Below are 16,171 nucleotides of genomic sequence, written 5' to 3' on the forward strand. Positions count from 1 at the left end.
TGCCGCAACCGGGTACCGTCAGGAGGTCCCACGCTGGTCAGCGGGGGACGGACCAGGACAGACCGCCGGACAGCAGGAGCATGAGCATGGCATCGAACCCGTCGTTCGACATCGTGAGCAAGGTCGACCGGCAGGAGGTCGACAACGCCGTCCGCCAGTCGGAGAAGGAGCTCGCGACGCGGTTCGACTTCCGCGGCACCGGCGCGGAGATCTCCTGGTCGGGCGAGGAGGCGATCAGCCTCCAGGCGGAGACCGAGGAGCGGGTCCGAGCCGCGCTGGACGTCTTCAAGGAGAAGCTGGTCAAGCGGAACATCTCGCTGAAGTCGCTCGACGCCGGCGAGCCCCGGCAGTCGGGCAAGACCTTCAAGATCGACGCCAAGGTGGTGCAGGGCATCGACTCCGACAAGGCCAAGGCCATCAGCAAGAAGATCCGCGACGAGGGCCCGAAGGGCGTGCAGGCGCAGATCCAGGGCGACCAGCTCCGAGTCACCGGTAAGAAGAAGGACGACCTCCAGGCCGTCATCGCCCTGCTCAAGGGTGAGGACTTCGGGCTGGCGCTCCAGTTCACCAACTACCGGTAGCCACGACGATCGAGTTGCGTGGCAGGTGACCGGGCGCGGTCACCTGCCACGGTGCGGGATCAGGCATCCTCCAAGGGCCGGAACGCGCGGCCAGCGTCTCGGCCGCGAACAGCTGCGGCTCCTTCTGCCGTCAGGCAACTTCCTTGGGGTACGGGCCGGGCGTGCGGTCAGGTGGGAGCCATGACGCTCGCGATGCTCCGCCCCTACCGCCCGGTGCTCGGTCAACCGGTGCTGCGCAGGCTGCTCCCCGGGCTCGCGACCTCCGCTCTCGGTGACGGGCTCGCCCTTGTCGCGGTGACCTGGCTGGCCCTGCAACTCGCACCCGACGGGCAGCGCGGCACCTGGACCGCGTTCGCGGTGGCGGCGTACACGCTGCCGGGTGCGGCCGGCACGGTGCTGCTCGGCCGGTGGCTGGGTGGGCGGAGCGGAGCGCAGCTCGCCGGCTGGGACGCGACAGTGCGGGCCGCCGCCCTGGGCGCGATTCCGGTCGCCCACCTCGCCGGGGTGCTGGACGTCGGCCTGTACGTCGCCCTGCTCGCGGTGTCCTCGCTGTTGCACCCGTGGGGGTCGGCCGGCCGGTTCACGCTCGTGGCCGAGCTGCTGCCGCAGCGGCACCACCTGGCCGCGAACGCGCTGCTCGGGGTCTTCGGCCAGGCCGCGACGATCGTCGGCCCGCCGCTGGCCGGCCTGCTCATCGCCTGGGTGGGCGCGGTGTGGGTGATCGCCGTCGACGCCGCCAGCTTCGCCGTGCTGGCCGTCAGCTACCGCCTCGTCGTCCCGGCCGCCCGCCGTGAAGCCGCCGCCCGCCGTGGAAGCGCCGCCCGCCGCGAAGGTGCCCGCCGTGAAGGCGCCGTCCGCCACCAGCCCGGAGACCAGCACGAGGACGGAGACCGCCACGGGAAGCCGACGACCGGACCGTCGCGTACGTCGGGATTCCGGATCATCGCGCGGGACCGGTCGCTGCTCGGCCTGCTTTCGCTGTCCTTCGCGTTCTTCTACCTCTTCGGACCGTTCTACGTGGCCATGCCGGTGCACGTCACCGACGATCTGCACGCCTCCGCCGGGACGCTCGCGGCCTACTACACCGCGTTCGGCGTCGGCTCCCTGCTCGGCGGACTGCTCACCGGCCACCTGCGTGGATGGCCGCTGCGGACCACGCTCGCCGGCATCGTCGCGCTGTTCGGCGCCGCGCTGCTCCCGCTCGGCCTGGGCGCGCCGGTCGTCCTGTCGCTGCCCGCGTTCGCGCTCGCCGGCCTGGTCTGGGCGCCCTACCAGCCGACCGCGACGGCGCTGTTCCAGCGCCGCGCCGGCACCGTGGACCTCCCCCGCGTGCTGGCGGCCAACGGGGCGGTCACCGTGCTGGCGGTGCCGCTGGGCACGATGCTCGGCGGTCCGGCGACGGCACTGCTCGGGGCACGCCCCACGCTCCTGGCGTGCGCGGTGACGATCCTCGCGCTTGGTCTGGTCGCCGCGACGGCCGCCGCACGCCCCGGCCCCGGGGCGCAGAACACAGAGCGGACCGGTCCGGGCGGGCCCGCCCGGACCGCAGGCGACAGGCCCACACGACGAGCCCGGCCCGCCCGCCCGGGTGGACGCGCCGGATCGGGTACGACCCGGAGCGACCTGATCCGCGTGCAACCGCCGGAGCCGCATCGGGGTGTCGTGTGGTGAGAGCGGACACGGGAGGTGGGCATGGACGGCCCCGAGGACTTCGACGCCTTCTACACGGCGACCGCGCGGCGGGTCGTGCACCACGTCTACGCGCTCTGCGGCGACCTGGCCGAGGCCCAGGACGTGACGCAGGAGGCGTACGCGCGGGCCTGGCAGCGCTGGTCGACAGTCGGAGCGTACGAGGATCCGGAGGGCTGGGTGCGGACGGTGGCCTGGCGCCTGACGGCCAACCGGTGGCGCGGCCTGCGGCGCTGGTTCGCCGCGCGGGCGCGGCTGGGCCGGGAGACTCCGGCGCCCGGGCCCAACCCGGACCGGGTGGCGTTGCTGGCGGCGTTACGGCAACTGCCCGACGCGCAACGGCTGGTCGTCGTCCTGCACCACCTCCACGATCTGCCGGTGGCGGAGATCGCCCGGACCACCGGCATGCCCGAGGGGACTGTCAAGTCGTACCTGTCCCGGGGCCGTACCGCGCTCGCCGTTCTACTGACCGACGACAAGGAGGAAGTCGATGTCGGCACGCATTGGTGAGGCTCTGCGGGAGTTGGAGCAGGACATGACCGGGCTGCGGCTCAGCCCGGCGGCCGAGGTGCGCGCACGGGGGCGCGCCAGGAGCCGGCGACGGGCCACGGTTCTGGCGGGGGTGGCCGCGGTGACTGTCACCGGCGGCGCCGCGACCATGGCGACGCTGTCCGGACCGGCGGCGCCGATGCCGTCCGCCGGCAGCGCGGCCACCCCGTCCGCCTCGGCGTCGGCCGCGTGTCGGGCCGACCCTCCGGTACGGCTGGACGTCGTCTTCCGGCCCGGTGCCGGCGCGCCGCAACTCGGCGAGGTCGACTACCGGATCGGGCAGGCGCGCGGGGACACCGGGCTGCGCTGCCGCGGCACCACTGCCGCGGCCCGGCCGGACGCCGACGGACGGGTCGTCCTGTCGGTGCTGCTGGCGGACGGTGAGGACCCGGCGCCGATCCGGGCCGCGGTGGAGAAGCTGCCCGGCGTGGAGCGGGTGGTGACCGTCGACGGGTGAGCGGTCAGGCGGCGAGCGACTGCTCGGCGCGTACCGCTGTGGCCTCGGCCCGGGCGATCGGGCCGCCGGGCAGCGCGGCGACCGCGGCCCCGACGGCGACCGCCGCCCCGGCGAAGACGAACGCCCAGGGGACGCCGCCGGCGTGGTCGATGATCAGGCCCGCGATCGAGCCGCCGGCGGCGCTCGCCGCGACCGACATGGTCACCACCCAGGTGTACGCCTCGTTCAGCATGCCGGCCGGGGTGATCCGCCCGACGAGCGTGTTCTCCAGGGTGAGCGCGGGGGCGATGGCCGCGCCGCCGAGCACCAGCGCGACGCCCAGCGCCATCGGGTCAGGGATGAACGCGAAGACGATCAGGCTTGCCGCGACTGTGCCGAGCAGCCAGGCGAACTGGCGGGTCATGTTGGCGGCGGGCTTGCGTACGCCGAACCAGAAACCGCCGATGGCGCTGCCGATGCCCCAGACGGCGAGCAGCACGCCCGCGAGGCTCTGCGGGTCGTCGGCGCCGGAGTCCCCGGCGAAGGCCGGGACGATGACGCCGGAGGCGCCGAACGCGATGCCGAGGCTCGCCACGCAGAGCAGCAGCGCGGGGAAGCCGCCGAGCCGCAGCGGGCCGAGCCCTCGGGCGTGGTGCTCGCGCGCGTGCGGGCGCCAGCCGCGCATGACCCGGCCGAGCGCGACGGTGGCGGTGCCGACCAGGGTGACCACCGCGGCACCGACGAGCGCGGCGGAGGCGTCGGCGAACAGCACGAAGCCCGCCACCAGCAGCGGGCCGATCACGAACACGACCTCGAACAGCGTGGTCTCGGCGGCGAGCGCGGTGTTGCGCAGGTGTGCCCGGCCGGTGGCGGGGGCGGTGAGGTCGTTCCAGGCTCCCCGGATCGCGGCTGTGAGCGGCGGGTACGTGGCGCCGGCGACGCCCGCGGCCAGGTAGATCAGGCCGAGGTTGCCGCTGTCGGAGCGGGTGGCGACGAGCAGCCCGATCAGGGCGAGCGGGTGGGCGAGCGCGGTGAGCAGCAGGACGGGGGCGGGACCGACCCGGTCGGCGATCCGGCCGGCGACCGGGCTGAGCGCGGCGCCGGAGAGTGCGTAGATGCCGCCCGCGACGGCGGCCAGGGAGTACCGGCCGGTGACCTGCTCGACGACGAGCAGCAGCGCCAGCGGGGTCATGCCGATCCCGAGCCGGCCGATGATGCCGAGGATCAGCAGCATCGGCGCGCCGGGGATCCGCCAGACGCCCTGGTACTGGCGCAGTGCGGCCACGGTGTGCACCTCCGGGAAGTAACGAGTGAGTCAGCCTCCGACCCTAACGCTCCTGGTGACCGGCCCGGTGGTCGAGTCGGTCACATCGGGCGGCCGGCGCGGGGCTGCCTTACCCGCCGGGAACGAGTAGGTTCGGTGATCGAACGGAGTCCATGCCTACGGCGGGTCGGCCGCCGCCGTGATCGGAGGTCGGATGAGCGGCATGGCTGTCGCGCCGCTGCGGGTCGAGATCTACTCCCTGTACGGCGACGCACGGCCCGCCGAGCCCGCGTCCGCCACCCTCCGGGGTTCGCTGCCGGTCCGCGCGGTCCAGCAGTGCCCACCGGTGGCTGCCGGTTCCGGTCTCGGGTGGTACGTCTACCCGCCCGCCGACGTGGCGCTGCGCTGGGACGGCCACGACACCGAGTGGAGTCTCCTCCACGAGAACGAGCCGGCCGGCTGGCGGTCGTTGGCCGGCGGGTACGACGGCACGCTGCCGCAGGCGCCGGCACAGCTCGCGGACCTGCCGGAGCGGTTCCGGGACGGCCTGGACATCTTCGACCGCTACGGCGGCACCATGCCCTTCATCGACGCCGACCCGCGCGCCCCGCACACGATCGAGATGGTCACCGGGGTGGTGGCCCGTACCTCCCCCGGCTGGTGCCTGCTGGGCCGCGGGGTGCCGAACTGGCCGGCGCAGCGCGGGCTTCAGCTCTACGAGGGCGTGGTGGAGACCGACTGGTACACGTCGTTCCTGCCGACCATCCTGCGCCTGACCGAGCCGGGCCACGTGGTCCGGCTCTACCGGAACATCCCCCTGATGTGCCTCCAGCCGGTGCACCGGTCGACGCTCGCGGCGACGCGGCAGGCCGAACTGGTCACCGGGCAGGGCATCGCGGAGTGGCCGGACGACCTGTGGGCGGACCTGGTGGCGCTGCGCCGCCGCCGGCAGGATCCGCAGATCCGCGGCAGCTACCGGCGGGAGCAGGTCCGCCGGCTACGTGAGCGGGCCGACTACGAGCCGGTCGGCGTCGAGGAGACGGACCCGTCGGATCGATGACCGACACCGCGACGCCCGCGCCCGGCTACCGGGCCCTGTTCCGGCATCCGGTCGCCGCCCGGTTGCTCGTCGCCCGGGGCGTCTCCGAGCTGGGTGACTTCGTCGGGCTGGCGGCCCTGCTGCTGCTCGCCTACGACCAGACCGATTCGGTCCTCGGCCCGGCCGCCGTGTACGCCGCCCGCACGGTGCCCGCCCTGCTGGTCGCGACAGTGTTCAGCGGCTGGCTGGACGTGCCGGCCCGGCGCACCATGCTGGTCGGGCTCTCGCTGGCCGGTGCGGTGCTCATCGCCGTACCGGCGGCGGCGCCCCGGCCGGTGCCGGCGATCGTGGCGGCCGGGCTGCTCGGCGCGGTCCGGGCCGCGTACGCGAGCGTGCACGTGGCGATCACGGCCGAGGCGGTGGAGGCGCCGCTGCGGCTGCCGCTGTTCGGGCTCTCCGCCTTCGCCAACCAGAGCGGCCAGGTCGTCGGCCTGCTCGCCGGGGCCGGCGTGACGGTGGCGCTCGGCCCCCGGGTGGCGCTCGTGATCGATCTGGTCTCGTTCCTGCTCGCGGCGGTGGTCCTCGCCGGCCTGCCGGTGCGCCGGCAGGAGCGCCGGGGTCCACGGCCGCCCGCCACCGCCGGCATCCGCATCATCGCCGCCAATCCGGTGCTGCGGGGCGTGGCGCTGCTGACCCTGGCCACAGTCCTGTCCGGCGGGCTGCCGGAGACGCTCGCCCCGGATCTGGCTGCCGGCGGGTGGCGGCCGGTCGTGCTGGCGGCGTCGTCGTTCGGTGGTGCGGTGTTCGTGCTGGTGGTGGGGCGGCGGGGCTGGCTGGCCCGGGTGACCGGCCAGGTGGTGGCGGCGAGCGCGCTCGGCGCCGCGCTGCTGCTGGCCGGTCTGCTGGTGGCGCTCGACGCCCCGGCGTGGGCGCTCGCCGTGGCGAACGCGCTCGTCGGAGCGGGCGGCGGGTGGCTGATCGGGGCCCAGGCCACGTTCGCGCGGCTGGCGCCCCGGGAGCGGATGGGGCAGGTGGAGGCGACGATCGTGGCCGGCAACATCGTGCTCTCCGGGGTCGGGATCTTCCTGCTCGGCGGGGTGGCGGTGCTGCTCGGCCCGGCGGTCGCCTACCTGGTGGCGGGGGTGGTGCTGCTCGCCGTGGTGCTGGCCGCCCGTCCGGACCGGCTGCCCGAGCCGGCCGAGCCGGCCGAGCCCTGAAGGGCTGCAGACACGAACGCCGCCCGCGTCCGGGTGGACGCGGGCGGCGTTTGTGTCACGCGGGTCAGCGCCGGAACTGCACCGGCCCGGAGTTGCGGGCCATCTGCTCCAGGCGGGCCACCCGCTGCTCCATCGGCGGGTGGGTGGCGAACATCGCGGCGATGCCGCCGCCCCGCTTGAACGGGTTGTCGATCATCAGGTGGGCGGTGCTGGCGAGCTGGCCCTGCGGCGCCAGCGGGCGCGCCTGCGTACCCATGTGGATCTTGCGGAGGGCGCTGGCCAGGGCCAGCGGGTCGCGGCTCAGCTCGGCGCCGGACTGGTCGGCCTGGTACTCCCGGCTCCGGCTGATCGCAAGCTGGATCACCGTGGCGGCGATCGGGCCGAGGATCAGCGTGAGCAGCAGCACGGCCGGGTTCGGGCCGTCCTCGTCGTCGGACGAGCCCAACGGGATGAACCAGGCCAGGTTGGCCAGCATGGTGATGATGCCGGCCAGGCCGGCCGCCACGCTGGAGATCAGGATGTCCCGGTTGTAGACGTGGGACAGCTCGTGGCCGATCACGCCACGCAGCTCCCGGTAGTCCAGGACCTCCACGATGCCCTGGGTGACGCAGACCGCCGCATTCTCCGGGTTACGACCCGTGGCGAACGCGTTGGGCTGCGAGGTCGGGCTCACGTAGAGCCGGGGCATCGGCTTGCCCGCCAGCGTGGAGAGCTCCCGCACCATCTGGTACAGCTCGGGGAACTGTGCCTCGGTGACCGGTTGCGCCTTCATCGAGCGCAGTGCGAGCTTGTCGGAGAAGAAGTAGGTGACGCCGTTCATCAGCAACGAGATGACGACGGCGATGACGAGACCGCCGCTACCGCCGAACCAGTAGCCGATCGCGAGGATCAGCGAGGTCAACAGGCCGAGCAGCGCTGCGGTCTTGAGACGGTTGTGATGCACGATCTCTCCTTCGGTGCACGGACCCTTGCGGGAGGCCCGCTGACCGGTTCAACACACCGGTACCCGTCAACCATCCGGCTCATGGCTGAAAGTTGGCTGGATGTTGCTGTGCACACGCTGAAGCGGTCGCCCAGCAGGGCACGAACCGGTCAGCGCGCCGCCACGTCCAGCACCAACTGCGGTGCGAAACCGATCACCACCGCCGCCACGGTGGCCACGCCGAGCGCCAGCGCCACGGTCCGCGCGGGGCGGACCACCGCCGCGCCCGCAGGCGTCGCGTAGAGCGAAGCGGTGACCCGCAGGTAGTACGCGAGGCCGATCACCGCGTTCAGCGCCACCACCAGCGCCAGCCAGCCCGCGTGCCCGGCCAGCAGCGCGCGTACCACTGTCACCTTGGCGAACAGCCCGGCCAGGCCCGGCGGCAGCCCGGCCAGCCCGATCAGCGCCAGCGCGAACGCGCCGCCCACCCACGGGTGCCGCCGCGCCGCGCCGCGCAGGTCGGCGAGCGTGCCGCCGTCGCCGTCCGCCGGGCGCAACGCCACCACCGCGGCGAACGCGGCCAGCTCCAGCAGCACGAAGAAGAGCGCGTACGCGACGGCTGCCGCGTACGCGGCCGCCCGGGCGTCGCCGGTGCGGCCCGCGGTCAGCGCCAGCGCGCCCAGCGGCGCCAGGATGTACCCCGCCTGGGCCACCGACGACCAGGCCAGCAACCGCACGGTACGCCGCTGACGCAGCGCCACCAGGTTGCCGACGGTCATGGTCAGCACCGCCAGCGCCGCCAGCACCGGGCCGGTCAGGTCACCGGGCAGCGCCCGCTGCACCACCGCCAGCAGCGCCACCACGCCACCGAGCTTCGAGGCGGTCGACAGGTACGCGGCCACCGGCAGCGGCGCGCCGTCGTACGTCGCCGGGGCCCAGGCGTGGAACGGCACCGCGGCGACCTTGAACGCCAGCCCGGCCACCACGAGCGCCACCGCGACTGTGGTCAACGGCAGGCCGGTCAGGTCGTCGCGGGCGGCCAGGGTGGCGCCGAGCCGGTCCAGGTGCAGCGTGCCGGTGACCGCGTAGAGCAGCGCCGCGCCGAGCAGCGTCACAGTGGTCGCGACCACGCTCACCACGAAGAACGTCACCGCCGCCTCGGCGCCGGCGAGGCTGCCCCGGCGCAGCCCGACCAGCACGTACAGCGGCAGCGTCAGCGTCTCCAGCGCCACGATCAGCGTGATCAGGTCACCCGCGGCGCCGAGCACCACGCCGCCGGTCATCGCGCAGGCGAGCAGGAAGCAGTACTCGCCGACCGGGGTACGCCCGGCGCGCAGCAGCGGGCCGGACAGCGCCAGCACGCCGAGCGTGAGCAGCGCGATCACGGCCCCGACCAGGGCGGCCCGGCCACCCCACACCCAGGAGCAGTCGTCACCGACGCAGAACGTGCGCCGGGTGCCGTCCGCACCGACCAGCGCCGCGCCCACGGCCGTGCCGGTCGCGCCGAGCGCCGCCACGGCGACCGTGGCGGCGGGCCGCGCCACCAGCAGGTCGACCAGCAGCACCAGCACGGCCGTGCCGGCGGCCAGGTACGCAGGCAGCATCGCCAGGTTGTCGACAGGCTGCACCAGGCTCATGGGACGACCCCCAGCAGCGCCTCCACCGGACCGGAGGCGTAGGACAGCACGAGCGCCGGGGCCAGGCCGACCGCGAGCGCGAGCAGCACCAGCGGCACCCAGGCGGTCAGTTCCGCCCCGGCCAGCCCGGGTGCGAGCCCGGCCACCGCCGGGCTGGGCCGCCCGTGGGTGACCCGGCGCAGCAGCCGCAGGAAGTACGCGGCTGTGAGCGCCCCGCCCAGCGCGGCCAGCACTGCCAGCGTCAGCCAGAGCGGGCCGCCCCGCCGCACGGCTGCGACCACGGCGAACGCCTCACCCCAGAACCCGGCCAGGCCGGGCAGCCCCAGCGAGGCCACAGCCGCGAAGCCGAGCAGCCCGGCCAGCCGGGGCGCGGTCTCCCGCAGCCCGGACAGCTCGGCCAGAGAGCCGGTGTGCGCGCGGTCCTTGACCGCACCGGCCAGGAAGAACAGCAGGCCGGTGATGACGCCGTGGGCGATGTTGCCGATCAGCGCGGCCTGGAGCCCGGTGGCGGTGAGCGTGGCGACGCCGAGCAGCACGAAACCCATGTGCCCGACGCTGGAGTACGCGATGAGCCGTTTCAGGTCGTCCTGCGCCAGGCAGACCAGGCCGCCGATCAGGATCGCGGCGACGGCGAGCACGCCGAGCACCGGCGCGGCCCAGCGGGCGCCCTCCGGGGCCACCCCCACGGCGACCCGGATCAGCCCGTACGTGCCCATCTTGAGCAGCACCCCGGCGAGGATCACGCTGCCGACGGTCGGCGCCTGGGTGTGCGCGTCGGGCAGCCACGAGTGCAGCGGCCAGAGCGGGCTCTTCACCGCGAACGCCAGCGCGAGCAGCGTGAACGCGGCGAGCTGGGTGCCCCGGGACAGCCCGGCGCCGCCGGTGAGCGTGACCAGGTCGGCGGTGCCCGCGGCGGACACCACCACGTAGACGCCGACGAGCAGCAGCACCGAACCGAACAGTGTGTAGAGCGCGAACTTACGGGCCGCGCGCCGCCGGTCCGCGCCGCCCCAGCCGGCGATCACCGCGTACATCGGCAGCAGGACGACCTCGAAGAACAGGAAGAACAACACCAGGTCGAGCGCGAGGAACGTGCCGAGGATGCCCACCTCGACCACGAGCAGCAGCGCCACGAGCGCCCGCCCGCTGCCGCCGCCGGGCGGCACCCGCCACAGCGTGTACGCGCAGCACAGCAGCGTGAGCAGCGCGGTCAGCACCACCAGCGGCCAGGAGATGCCGTCCACGCCGAGGTGGAAGCGCAGGTCGAGCCCGGGCACCCACCGCAGGTCGATCTGGTGCCACGGCTGCACCGCCGGGCGGGGCCCGTACCCGAACCAGCCGTGCTCGCCGCCGACCAGCGGCAGCGTCGCCAGCAGCGTCAGCCCGGCGGCGACGGTGCCGACCACCCGGCCCGCCCGGTCGCCCGGCAGGAGGGCGGCGGCCAGCGCGCCGAGCGCCGGGACCGCGACCACGGCGACCAGCAGGACCTGCCCGAACGTCATGAGGTCACTCCGATCAGCGCGACCGCGAGGCCGATCAGCAGCGCACCGGCGAGCACACCGGCCGCCGCGCGCGGCAGCGCCGCCCGGTGCAGCGCGGCCAGGCCGCCGCCCACCTCGACCGCCGCCCGGCCGCTGCCCTCGACCAGGCCGTCCACGCCGAGTTCGTCGCCGGTACGCACGACCCGCGCCAGCGCGCCCGTCGGGCGTACGACCAGGGTGTGCTGGACGTCGTCGAGCCGGAACGCCCGTGCGAACACCGGCCGCAGCGGACCCAGGAAGCGGGCCGGGTCGGCGGCCGGGTCGCGGCGCCAGCCAGCCCAGGCGACGCCCGCGCCCGCGAGCAGCAGCAGGAGCGGCAGGATCAGGTTCGGCGCGAGGTGCACCAGCTCGACCGCCTCGCCGGTGTCGTCGCCCGGCACCCGCAGCCGGTCGGCGAACCAGGGCGCGAACGCGGCCAGGCCGAGCAGCGCGGCCGGAACCGCGAGCAGCAGGACCGGCCAGCGCAGCAGGGCGGGCGGGTCGTGCGGGCGCAGCAGCGGCGTGCGGGTCGCGCCGAGGAAGGTGCGCAGCAGCAGGCGGGTCGCATACCAGGCGGTCACCGCCACCCCGACCAGCCCGGCCAGCCAGACCAGCCAGCCCACCCAGGCGGCTGTCGGCCCGGCGCCGTCGAGCGCGGCCGCCTCGGCGGCGGCGAGCACGCCGTCCTTGCTCCAGAAACCGGAGAGCGGGGGTACGCCGGCCAGCGCGCCGAGGCCGACCACCATGCACCAGAAGGTCACCGGCATGGCGGTACGCAGGCCGCCCATGCGGGACATCAGCGTGGTGCCGACGGCGTGGATCACCGCACCGGCGGCGAGGAACAGCAGCGCCTTGAACGCGGCGTGGGTGAGCAGGTGGAACAGCGCGGCGGCCGGTGCGCCGACCGCCAGCGCGCCGGTCATGTAGCCGATCTGGGACACGGTCGACCAGGCGAGCACCCGCTTGATGTCGTCCTGCGCGGTGGCGGCGAACGCGCCGAGCAGCATGGTGATCGCGGCCATCACGCCGAGTACGGCGAGCGCGGCCGGGGCGCGTTCGAACAGCGGGAACAGCCGGGCCACCGCGTACACCCCGGCGGCGACCATGGTGGCGGCGTGGATCAGCGCGGACACCGGCGTGGGGCCGGCCATCGCGTCCGGCAGCCAGGTGTGCAGCGGGAACTGGGCGCTCTTGCCCGCCACCCCGGCGAGCAGCAGCAGGCAGGCGGCGGTGAGCGTGCCCGTGCCGTAGTCGTGGGCCAGCACGTCGGCGATCCGGAAGCTGCCCGCGCCCACGCCCAGCAGGGCGATGCCGAGCAGGAAGCCGACGTCACCCACGCGGGTGACCAGGAACGCCTTCACCGCCGCGCCGGGCGCCTCGGGCAGCCGCCGGTCGTGGGCGATGAGCAGGTACGAGCAGATGCCCATCACCTCCCAGCCGACCAGCAGCATGATCAGGTCGCCGGACACCACCACCGTGAGCATGGCGGCGGTGAAGAGGCTGAGCTGGGCCGCGTAGGGCGGGTACCGGTGGTCGACGTCCACGTCGTCGTGCGGGCCCCGGCGCAGGTAACCGATCGAGTAGACCTGCACGGCCAGCGCGACCGCCGTGACAGCGGTGGCGACGAGCACCGCCACGCCGTCCAGGCGCAGGCCCAGCGTGACCCGAAGCCCGCCCAGGTCGACCCAGGTGGTGGACGCCTCGACCGGGGCGTCGACGCGGAACAGCAGCGCCAGCGCGGCCAGCAGCGACACGGCCGCCCCGGCCACGCCCAGCGCGACAGCCGACCGCCGGGCCGCCGCCCGGTCCTGGCGCGGGGCGGGCGGCAGCAGCAGGCCGAGCAGCCCGGCGACGAGCGGCGCGGCCGGCAGCACCCCCGCGAGCCACAGCGTCGGCGTACTCACCGGACCGCTCCTTCCACATCCGGCCGCCCCGACGCCGGGCCCACCGCGACCGCCGGCACGGGCTCGCCCAGTGGTACGTCGTCGACCGTGACGCTCGCGCGCAGCCGGTAGAGCTGGAGCACGATGGCCAGCCCGACGCCGATCTCGGCGGCGGCGAGCACGATCACGAACAGCGCGAACACCTGACCGGAGTGCGGCAGCACGGCCTTGACGGTGGTGTCGGCGGTGACCAGCACCAGGTTCACCGCGTTCAGCATCAGCTCCACCGCCATCAGCACCAGGACGGCGTTGCGGCGGCGAAGCACGCCGTACACGCCGAGGCCGAACAGCAGCGCGGCGGTGACGTACGGGATGACCGGCCTCACGGGCGGCCGCCCTCGTCGGCGGGCTGCGCCGCGCCGACCGGGGCGCCCCCGCCGGTCCGGTCGCCGTCGGCCGGGCTGGACGCCTTCGAGCGGCCGATGTCGGGGCGGGACAGCACGATCGCGCCGACCAGCGCGGCCAGCAGCAGCACCGACAGCACCTCGAACGGCAGCACCCAGGAACGGAAGATCTGCTCGCCGAGGCGCTCGGCGGTGCCCGCGTCGGGCAGGTCCACCCGGGACCAGCGGAACGCGTCGATCAGCAGCACCGCCAGGCCGAGGCCGCTGCCGGCGCCGACGAGCGCGGCGGCCCAGCCCGGCCGGTCCAGGTCGTCCGACGGGCCGATCGGCGCGCGGGTCAGCATCACCGCGAACAGCAGCAGCACCACCACCGCGCCGACGTAGATGAGCACCTGCACCCAGGCCACCAGCTCGGCGGTCAGCACCAGGTAGTCACCCGCGAGCGCGCCCAGGCACACCACCAGCCACAACCCGGCCCGGACCAGGTGACGGGTGGCGACCACCAGCGCGCCCGCGCCCACCGCCACCGCGCCGAGCGCGAGCAGCAGCACGTCCGCACCGGTCATGAGGCAGCGCCTCCGCCCGGATCGGTGGCGGCGTCGGGGCGTACCCCGGAAGGAGCCGGACGGGCCGACGGACCCGCCGCCTTCCGCGCGGCGGTGGTCTCCTCCTTGGAGGGGTCGCCGAGCGGGTCGTGGGCCGGCGGCGGCGGCACGGTGGCCATCCACTCGCCCAGGTGGTCCTTGTCGTGCAGCAGGTTCTTGATGTCGTACTCGGCGTACTCGAACTCGGGCGACCAGTAGAGCGCGTCGAACGGGCAGACCTCGACGCAGATACCGCAGTACATGCAGAGCGAGAAGTCGATGTCGAACTTGTCGAGCACGTTGCGCTGGCGGGGGCGGGCGGCGCCAGGCACCGCCACCTCCTCCTTGTGCGAGTCGATGTAGATGCACCAGTCCGGGCACTCGCGCGCGCAGAGCATGCAGACCGTGCAGTTCTCCTCCAGCAGCGCGATCACGCCGCGGGAGCGGGGTGGCAGCTCCGGCTCGACGTCCGGGTACTGCTGCGTGGTCGAGCGGCGGGTCATCGTCTTCAACGTGACCGCCAGGCCCTTCACCAGGCCCCCGCCGGGCACTCCACCGTGCTCGCTCATGCCGCCCATCCTGCCCTGTGGCCCGGGCGCGCGCGACCACCACCCGGCGCTTTGGCCCGGGCGTGCGGCCGGATCACGCCTCGCCGGGTGTGAGTGGGGGCAGCATCTCCACGCCGAGCTGCTGGAGCACCTGGAACAGCTCGTTGACGCTCCACACGTCCACGATCCGGCCCTCGTCGTCGAAGCGCAGGAACGTCGCGCCCGAGTAGCTGACGACGCGGCCGGTCGGCGGCACCGGGCCGAACTGCCCGGCCTGGGTGCCTGCGGCCCGCCAGCGCACCGCCACCCGGGCGCCGGTCGCCACCACCTCGACGATCTTGTAGCGCAGGTCGGGGAACGACGCCCGCCGGTCCCGGTGCCAGGCCAGCACCGCCGCCGGGCCGGTGCCGCCGAGCCCCGGGCAGCCCGCTGCCACCAGCTCGTACGCGCTCTCCTCGCGCCCCGCGTTCCACACGTCGGCGACGAAACGCCGGGCTGCCGCCTCCACATCGGTCACGGCGGGCAGCCTATGCCCCTCTCCGGGGCAGTCGCCCCGCCGGTCTCCGGCGCAGTCGCCCCGCGTCTCCGGCGCACTCGCCCTGCCGGTCTCCGGCGCAGTCGCCCTGCCGAGAGCGGCCGGAGCGACCATGATGGGAGCGAAAAAGCGAACTCGGAGGTGGGTGTGGGCAGCGACGACGAGGTCCTGAACCGGACCGGCGGCAAGTACGTGGAGCCGGGTGGCGAGTTCACCCGGGACCAGCGCTACATCGCCACCCGGATCACCGCGGACGGGAGCAACGGCTGGCCGGTGGAGCCGGGCCGCTACCGGCTGGCAGTCAGCCGGGCCTGCCCGTGGGCCAACCGGCTGATCATCATCCGGCGGCTGCTCGGGCTGGAGGACACCATCTCGATGGCCGTGGCCGGGCCGACCCACGACAAGCGGAGCTGGACGTTCGACCTGGACCCGGACGGCAAGGACCCGGTGCTGGGCATCGAGCGGCTGGCCGACGCGTACTTCGCCCGCTTCCCCGGCTACGAGCGCGGCATCACCGTGCCGGCGCTCGTCGACGTGCCCACCGGCCAGGTGGTGACGAACGACTACGCCCAGATGAGCCTCGACCTGTCGACCGAGTGGACGGCGCACCACCGGCCGGGCGCGCCGGACCTCTACCCGGAACCGCTGCGCGGCGAGATCGACGAGGTGAACGCGGTCGTCTTCGCTGATGTCAACAACGGCGTCTACCGGTGCGGCTTCGCCGGCAGCCAGGAGGCGTACGACAAGGCGTACCACCGGCTGTTCGACCGGCTGGACTGGCTGAGCGAGCGGCTGGCCGGGCAGCGGTACCTCGTCGGCGACACGATTACCGAGGCGGACGTACGGCTGTTCACCACGCTCGTCCGCTTCGACCCGGTGTACCACGGGCACTTCAAGTGCAACCGGCAGAAGCTCAGCGAGATGCCGGTGCTGTGGGCGTACGCCCGGGACCTGTTCACCACGCCCGGGTTCGGCGACACCATCGACTTCGACCACATCAAGCGGCACTACTACGAGGTCCACCGGGACATCAACCCGACGGGCATCGTGCCGCTCGGCCCCGACCTCAGCAACTGGCTGACTCCGCACGGCCGGGAGGAGCTGGGCGGCCGCCCCTTCGGCGACGGCACCCCGCCCCCGCCCCCACCCGAGTCCGAGCGCGTAGACCCGGCCCACACACCCTTGCGCTGACCCCGCTCTCGTCGCCCCGCGCCGCCCCGCCCCGCCCCGCCCCGCCCCGCCCCGCGCCGCGCCGCGCCGGCGATCTTGCACTTTGGGCCCCGAACCTGGGCGCCTTGCCCCTTTTGCCAGGGCAGCAAGTGCAAGATCGCCGGGGAGGGAGGGGAGGGCGGGCGGGCGGGAG

At 74.4% G+C, this 16,171-nt stretch carries 16 protein-coding genes; 7 read left to right on the forward strand and 9 right to left on the reverse strand.

The genetic code is table 11. The features are described 5' to 3' along the window. The first annotated feature begins 86 nt into the window (after positions 1 to 86). The 4 genes from GA0070562_RS24590 (at position 87) to GA0070562_RS24605 (ending at position 3,276) form a co-directional block, all read left to right on the forward strand. On the forward strand, positions 87 to 581 hold the full coding sequence (locus tag GA0070562_RS24590; RefSeq protein WP_091426773.1) for a YajQ family cyclic di-GMP-binding protein: 495 nt from the start codon (positions 87 to 89) through the stop codon (positions 579 to 581). Positions 582 to 761: 180 nt separating this feature from the next. Further along, a complete protein-coding gene (locus GA0070562_RS24595; protein ID WP_254663862.1) occupies positions 762 to 2,252 on the forward strand; it encodes an MFS transporter in 1,491 nt (496 codons plus the stop codon). A 21-nt stretch (positions 2,253 to 2,273) separates the two neighbouring features. Continuing rightward, positions 2,274 to 2,780, forward strand: coding sequence for a SigE family RNA polymerase sigma factor (locus tag GA0070562_RS24600; protein ID WP_091426462.1), 507 nt, complete (start codon positions 2,274 to 2,276; stop codon positions 2,778 to 2,780). Beyond that, positions 2,761 to 3,276: a hypothetical protein gene (locus GA0070562_RS24605; protein ID WP_091426465.1), complete on the forward strand. Its 516-nt coding sequence runs from the start codon at positions 2,761 to 2,763 to the stop codon at positions 3,274 to 3,276. The genes GA0070562_RS24600 and GA0070562_RS24605 overlap by 20 nt, the downstream gene beginning before the upstream one ends. Before the next feature lie 4 nt (positions 3,277 to 3,280). On the opposite strand, the gene GA0070562_RS24610 is transcribed toward GA0070562_RS24605, so the two are convergent. Then, positions 3,281 to 4,540, reverse strand: coding sequence for an MFS transporter (locus GA0070562_RS24610; RefSeq protein WP_091426776.1), 1,260 nt, complete (start codon positions 4,538 to 4,540; stop codon positions 3,281 to 3,283). A gap of 193 nt (positions 4,541 to 4,733) precedes the next feature. On the opposite strand from GA0070562_RS24610, the gene GA0070562_RS24615 reads away from it, so the two are divergent. Both GA0070562_RS24615 and GA0070562_RS24620 read left to right on the forward strand, forming a co-directional pair. Further along, positions 4,734 to 5,579, forward strand: coding sequence for a DUF6065 family protein (locus tag GA0070562_RS24615; RefSeq protein ID WP_091426468.1), 846 nt, complete (start codon positions 4,734 to 4,736; stop codon positions 5,577 to 5,579). Next, a complete protein-coding gene (locus GA0070562_RS24620) occupies positions 5,576 to 6,775 on the forward strand; it encodes an MFS transporter (protein ID WP_091426470.1) in 1,200 nt (399 codons plus the stop codon). Before GA0070562_RS24615 ends, GA0070562_RS24620 begins: the two co-directional genes overlap by 4 nt. A gap of 64 nt (positions 6,776 to 6,839) precedes the next feature. Here the strand turns inward: GA0070562_RS24620 and htpX are convergent, their stop codons facing one another. The 8 genes from htpX to GA0070562_RS24660 form a co-directional block, all read right to left on the reverse strand. Next, positions 6,840 to 7,718, reverse strand: a complete 879-nt coding sequence (gene htpX / locus GA0070562_RS24625; RefSeq protein ID WP_091426472.1) for a zinc metalloprotease HtpX — start codon at positions 7,716 to 7,718, stop codon at positions 6,840 to 6,842. 149 nt (positions 7,719 to 7,867) lie between these two features. Next, positions 7,868 to 9,334, reverse strand: a complete 1,467-nt coding sequence (locus GA0070562_RS24630; RefSeq protein ID WP_091426475.1) for an NADH-quinone oxidoreductase subunit N — start codon at positions 9,332 to 9,334, stop codon at positions 7,868 to 7,870. Then, positions 9,331 to 10,836 (reverse strand): complex I subunit 4 family protein, encoded by a 1,506-nt coding sequence (locus GA0070562_RS24635; protein ID WP_091426477.1) that lies wholly within the window; start codon positions 10,834 to 10,836, stop codon positions 9,331 to 9,333. The genes GA0070562_RS24630 and GA0070562_RS24635 overlap by 4 nt, the downstream gene beginning before the upstream one ends. Then, the gene (locus GA0070562_RS24640; RefSeq protein ID WP_091426479.1) at positions 10,833 to 12,758 is read right to left on the reverse strand and encodes an NADH-quinone oxidoreductase subunit 5 family protein; all 1,926 of its coding nucleotides are present in this window, start codon (positions 12,756 to 12,758) and stop codon (positions 10,833 to 10,835) included. Before GA0070562_RS24640 ends, GA0070562_RS24635 begins: the two co-directional genes overlap by 4 nt. Beyond that, positions 12,755 to 13,123 carry an NADH-quinone oxidoreductase subunit NuoK gene (gene nuoK, locus GA0070562_RS24645; RefSeq protein WP_091426481.1) on the reverse strand — a complete coding sequence of 123 codons (369 nt, stop codon included), beginning with the start codon at positions 13,121 to 13,123 and terminating at the stop codon, positions 12,755 to 12,757. The genes GA0070562_RS24640 and nuoK overlap by 4 nt, the downstream gene beginning before the upstream one ends. After that, positions 13,120 to 13,707, reverse strand: coding sequence for an NADH-quinone oxidoreductase subunit J family protein (locus tag GA0070562_RS24650; protein WP_091426483.1), 588 nt, complete (start codon positions 13,705 to 13,707; stop codon positions 13,120 to 13,122). The genes nuoK and GA0070562_RS24650 overlap by 4 nt, the downstream gene beginning before the upstream one ends. After that, complete coding sequence (locus tag GA0070562_RS24655) at positions 13,704 to 14,294, reverse strand: NuoI/complex I 23 kDa subunit family protein (RefSeq protein WP_091426486.1); 591 nt, start codon at positions 14,292 to 14,294, stop codon at positions 13,704 to 13,706. The genes GA0070562_RS24650 and GA0070562_RS24655 overlap by 4 nt, the downstream gene beginning before the upstream one ends. A 73-nt stretch (positions 14,295 to 14,367) precedes the next feature. Further along, positions 14,368 to 14,790: an ester cyclase gene (locus GA0070562_RS24660; protein ID WP_091426488.1), complete on the reverse strand. Its 423-nt coding sequence runs from the start codon at positions 14,788 to 14,790 to the stop codon at positions 14,368 to 14,370. 165 nt (positions 14,791 to 14,955) lie between these two features. Here GA0070562_RS24660 and GA0070562_RS24665 point away from each other — a divergent pair, with 165 nt between their 5' ends. Then, positions 14,956 to 15,999: a glutathione S-transferase family protein gene (locus tag GA0070562_RS24665; RefSeq protein ID WP_091426490.1), complete on the forward strand. Its 1,044-nt coding sequence runs from the start codon at positions 14,956 to 14,958 to the stop codon at positions 15,997 to 15,999. Positions 16,000 to 16,171: the final 172 nt, after the last annotated feature.

This window comes from Micromonospora tulbaghiae (assembly GCF_900091605.1).
In the GTDB taxonomy this organism is placed as follows: Bacteria; Actinomycetota; Actinomycetes; order Mycobacteriales; family Micromonosporaceae; genus Micromonospora; species Micromonospora tulbaghiae.

What these genes read in the sequence shown, in the direction of transcription:
- GA0070562_RS24590 (WP_091426773.1), top strand. Translation starts at nt 87, where the DNA reads ATGGCATCGAACCCGTCGTTCGACATCGTGAGCAAGGTCGACCGGCAG.
- GA0070562_RS24595 (WP_254663862.1), top strand. Translation starts at nt 762, where the DNA reads ATGACGCTCGCGATGCTCCGCCCCTACCGCCCGGTGCTCGGTCAACCG.
- GA0070562_RS24600 (WP_091426462.1), top strand. Translation starts at nt 2,274, where the DNA reads ATGGACGGCCCCGAGGACTTCGACGCCTTCTACACGGCGACCGCGCGG.
- GA0070562_RS24605 (WP_091426465.1), top strand. Translation starts at nt 2,761, where the DNA reads ATGTCGGCACGCATTGGTGAGGCTCTGCGGGAGTTGGAGCAGGACATG.
- GA0070562_RS24615 (WP_091426468.1), top strand. Translation starts at nt 4,734, where the DNA reads ATGAGCGGCATGGCTGTCGCGCCGCTGCGGGTCGAGATCTACTCCCTG.
- GA0070562_RS24620 (WP_091426470.1), top strand. Translation starts at nt 5,576, where the DNA reads ATGACCGACACCGCGACGCCCGCGCCCGGCTACCGGGCCCTGTTCCGG.
- GA0070562_RS24630 (WP_091426475.1), bottom strand. Translation starts at nt 9,334, where the DNA reads ATGAGCCTGGTGCAGCCTGTCGACAACCTGGCGATGCTGCCTGCGTAC.
- GA0070562_RS24635 (WP_091426477.1), bottom strand. Translation starts at nt 10,836, where the DNA reads ATGACGTTCGGGCAGGTCCTGCTGGTCGCCGTGGTCGCGGTCCCGGCG.
- GA0070562_RS24650 (WP_091426483.1), bottom strand. Translation starts at nt 13,707, where the DNA reads ATGACCGGTGCGGACGTGCTGCTGCTCGCGCTCGGCGCGGTGGCGGTG.
- GA0070562_RS24655 (WP_091426486.1), bottom strand. Translation starts at nt 14,294, where the DNA reads ATGAGCGAGCACGGTGGAGTGCCCGGCGGGGGCCTGGTGAAGGGCCTG.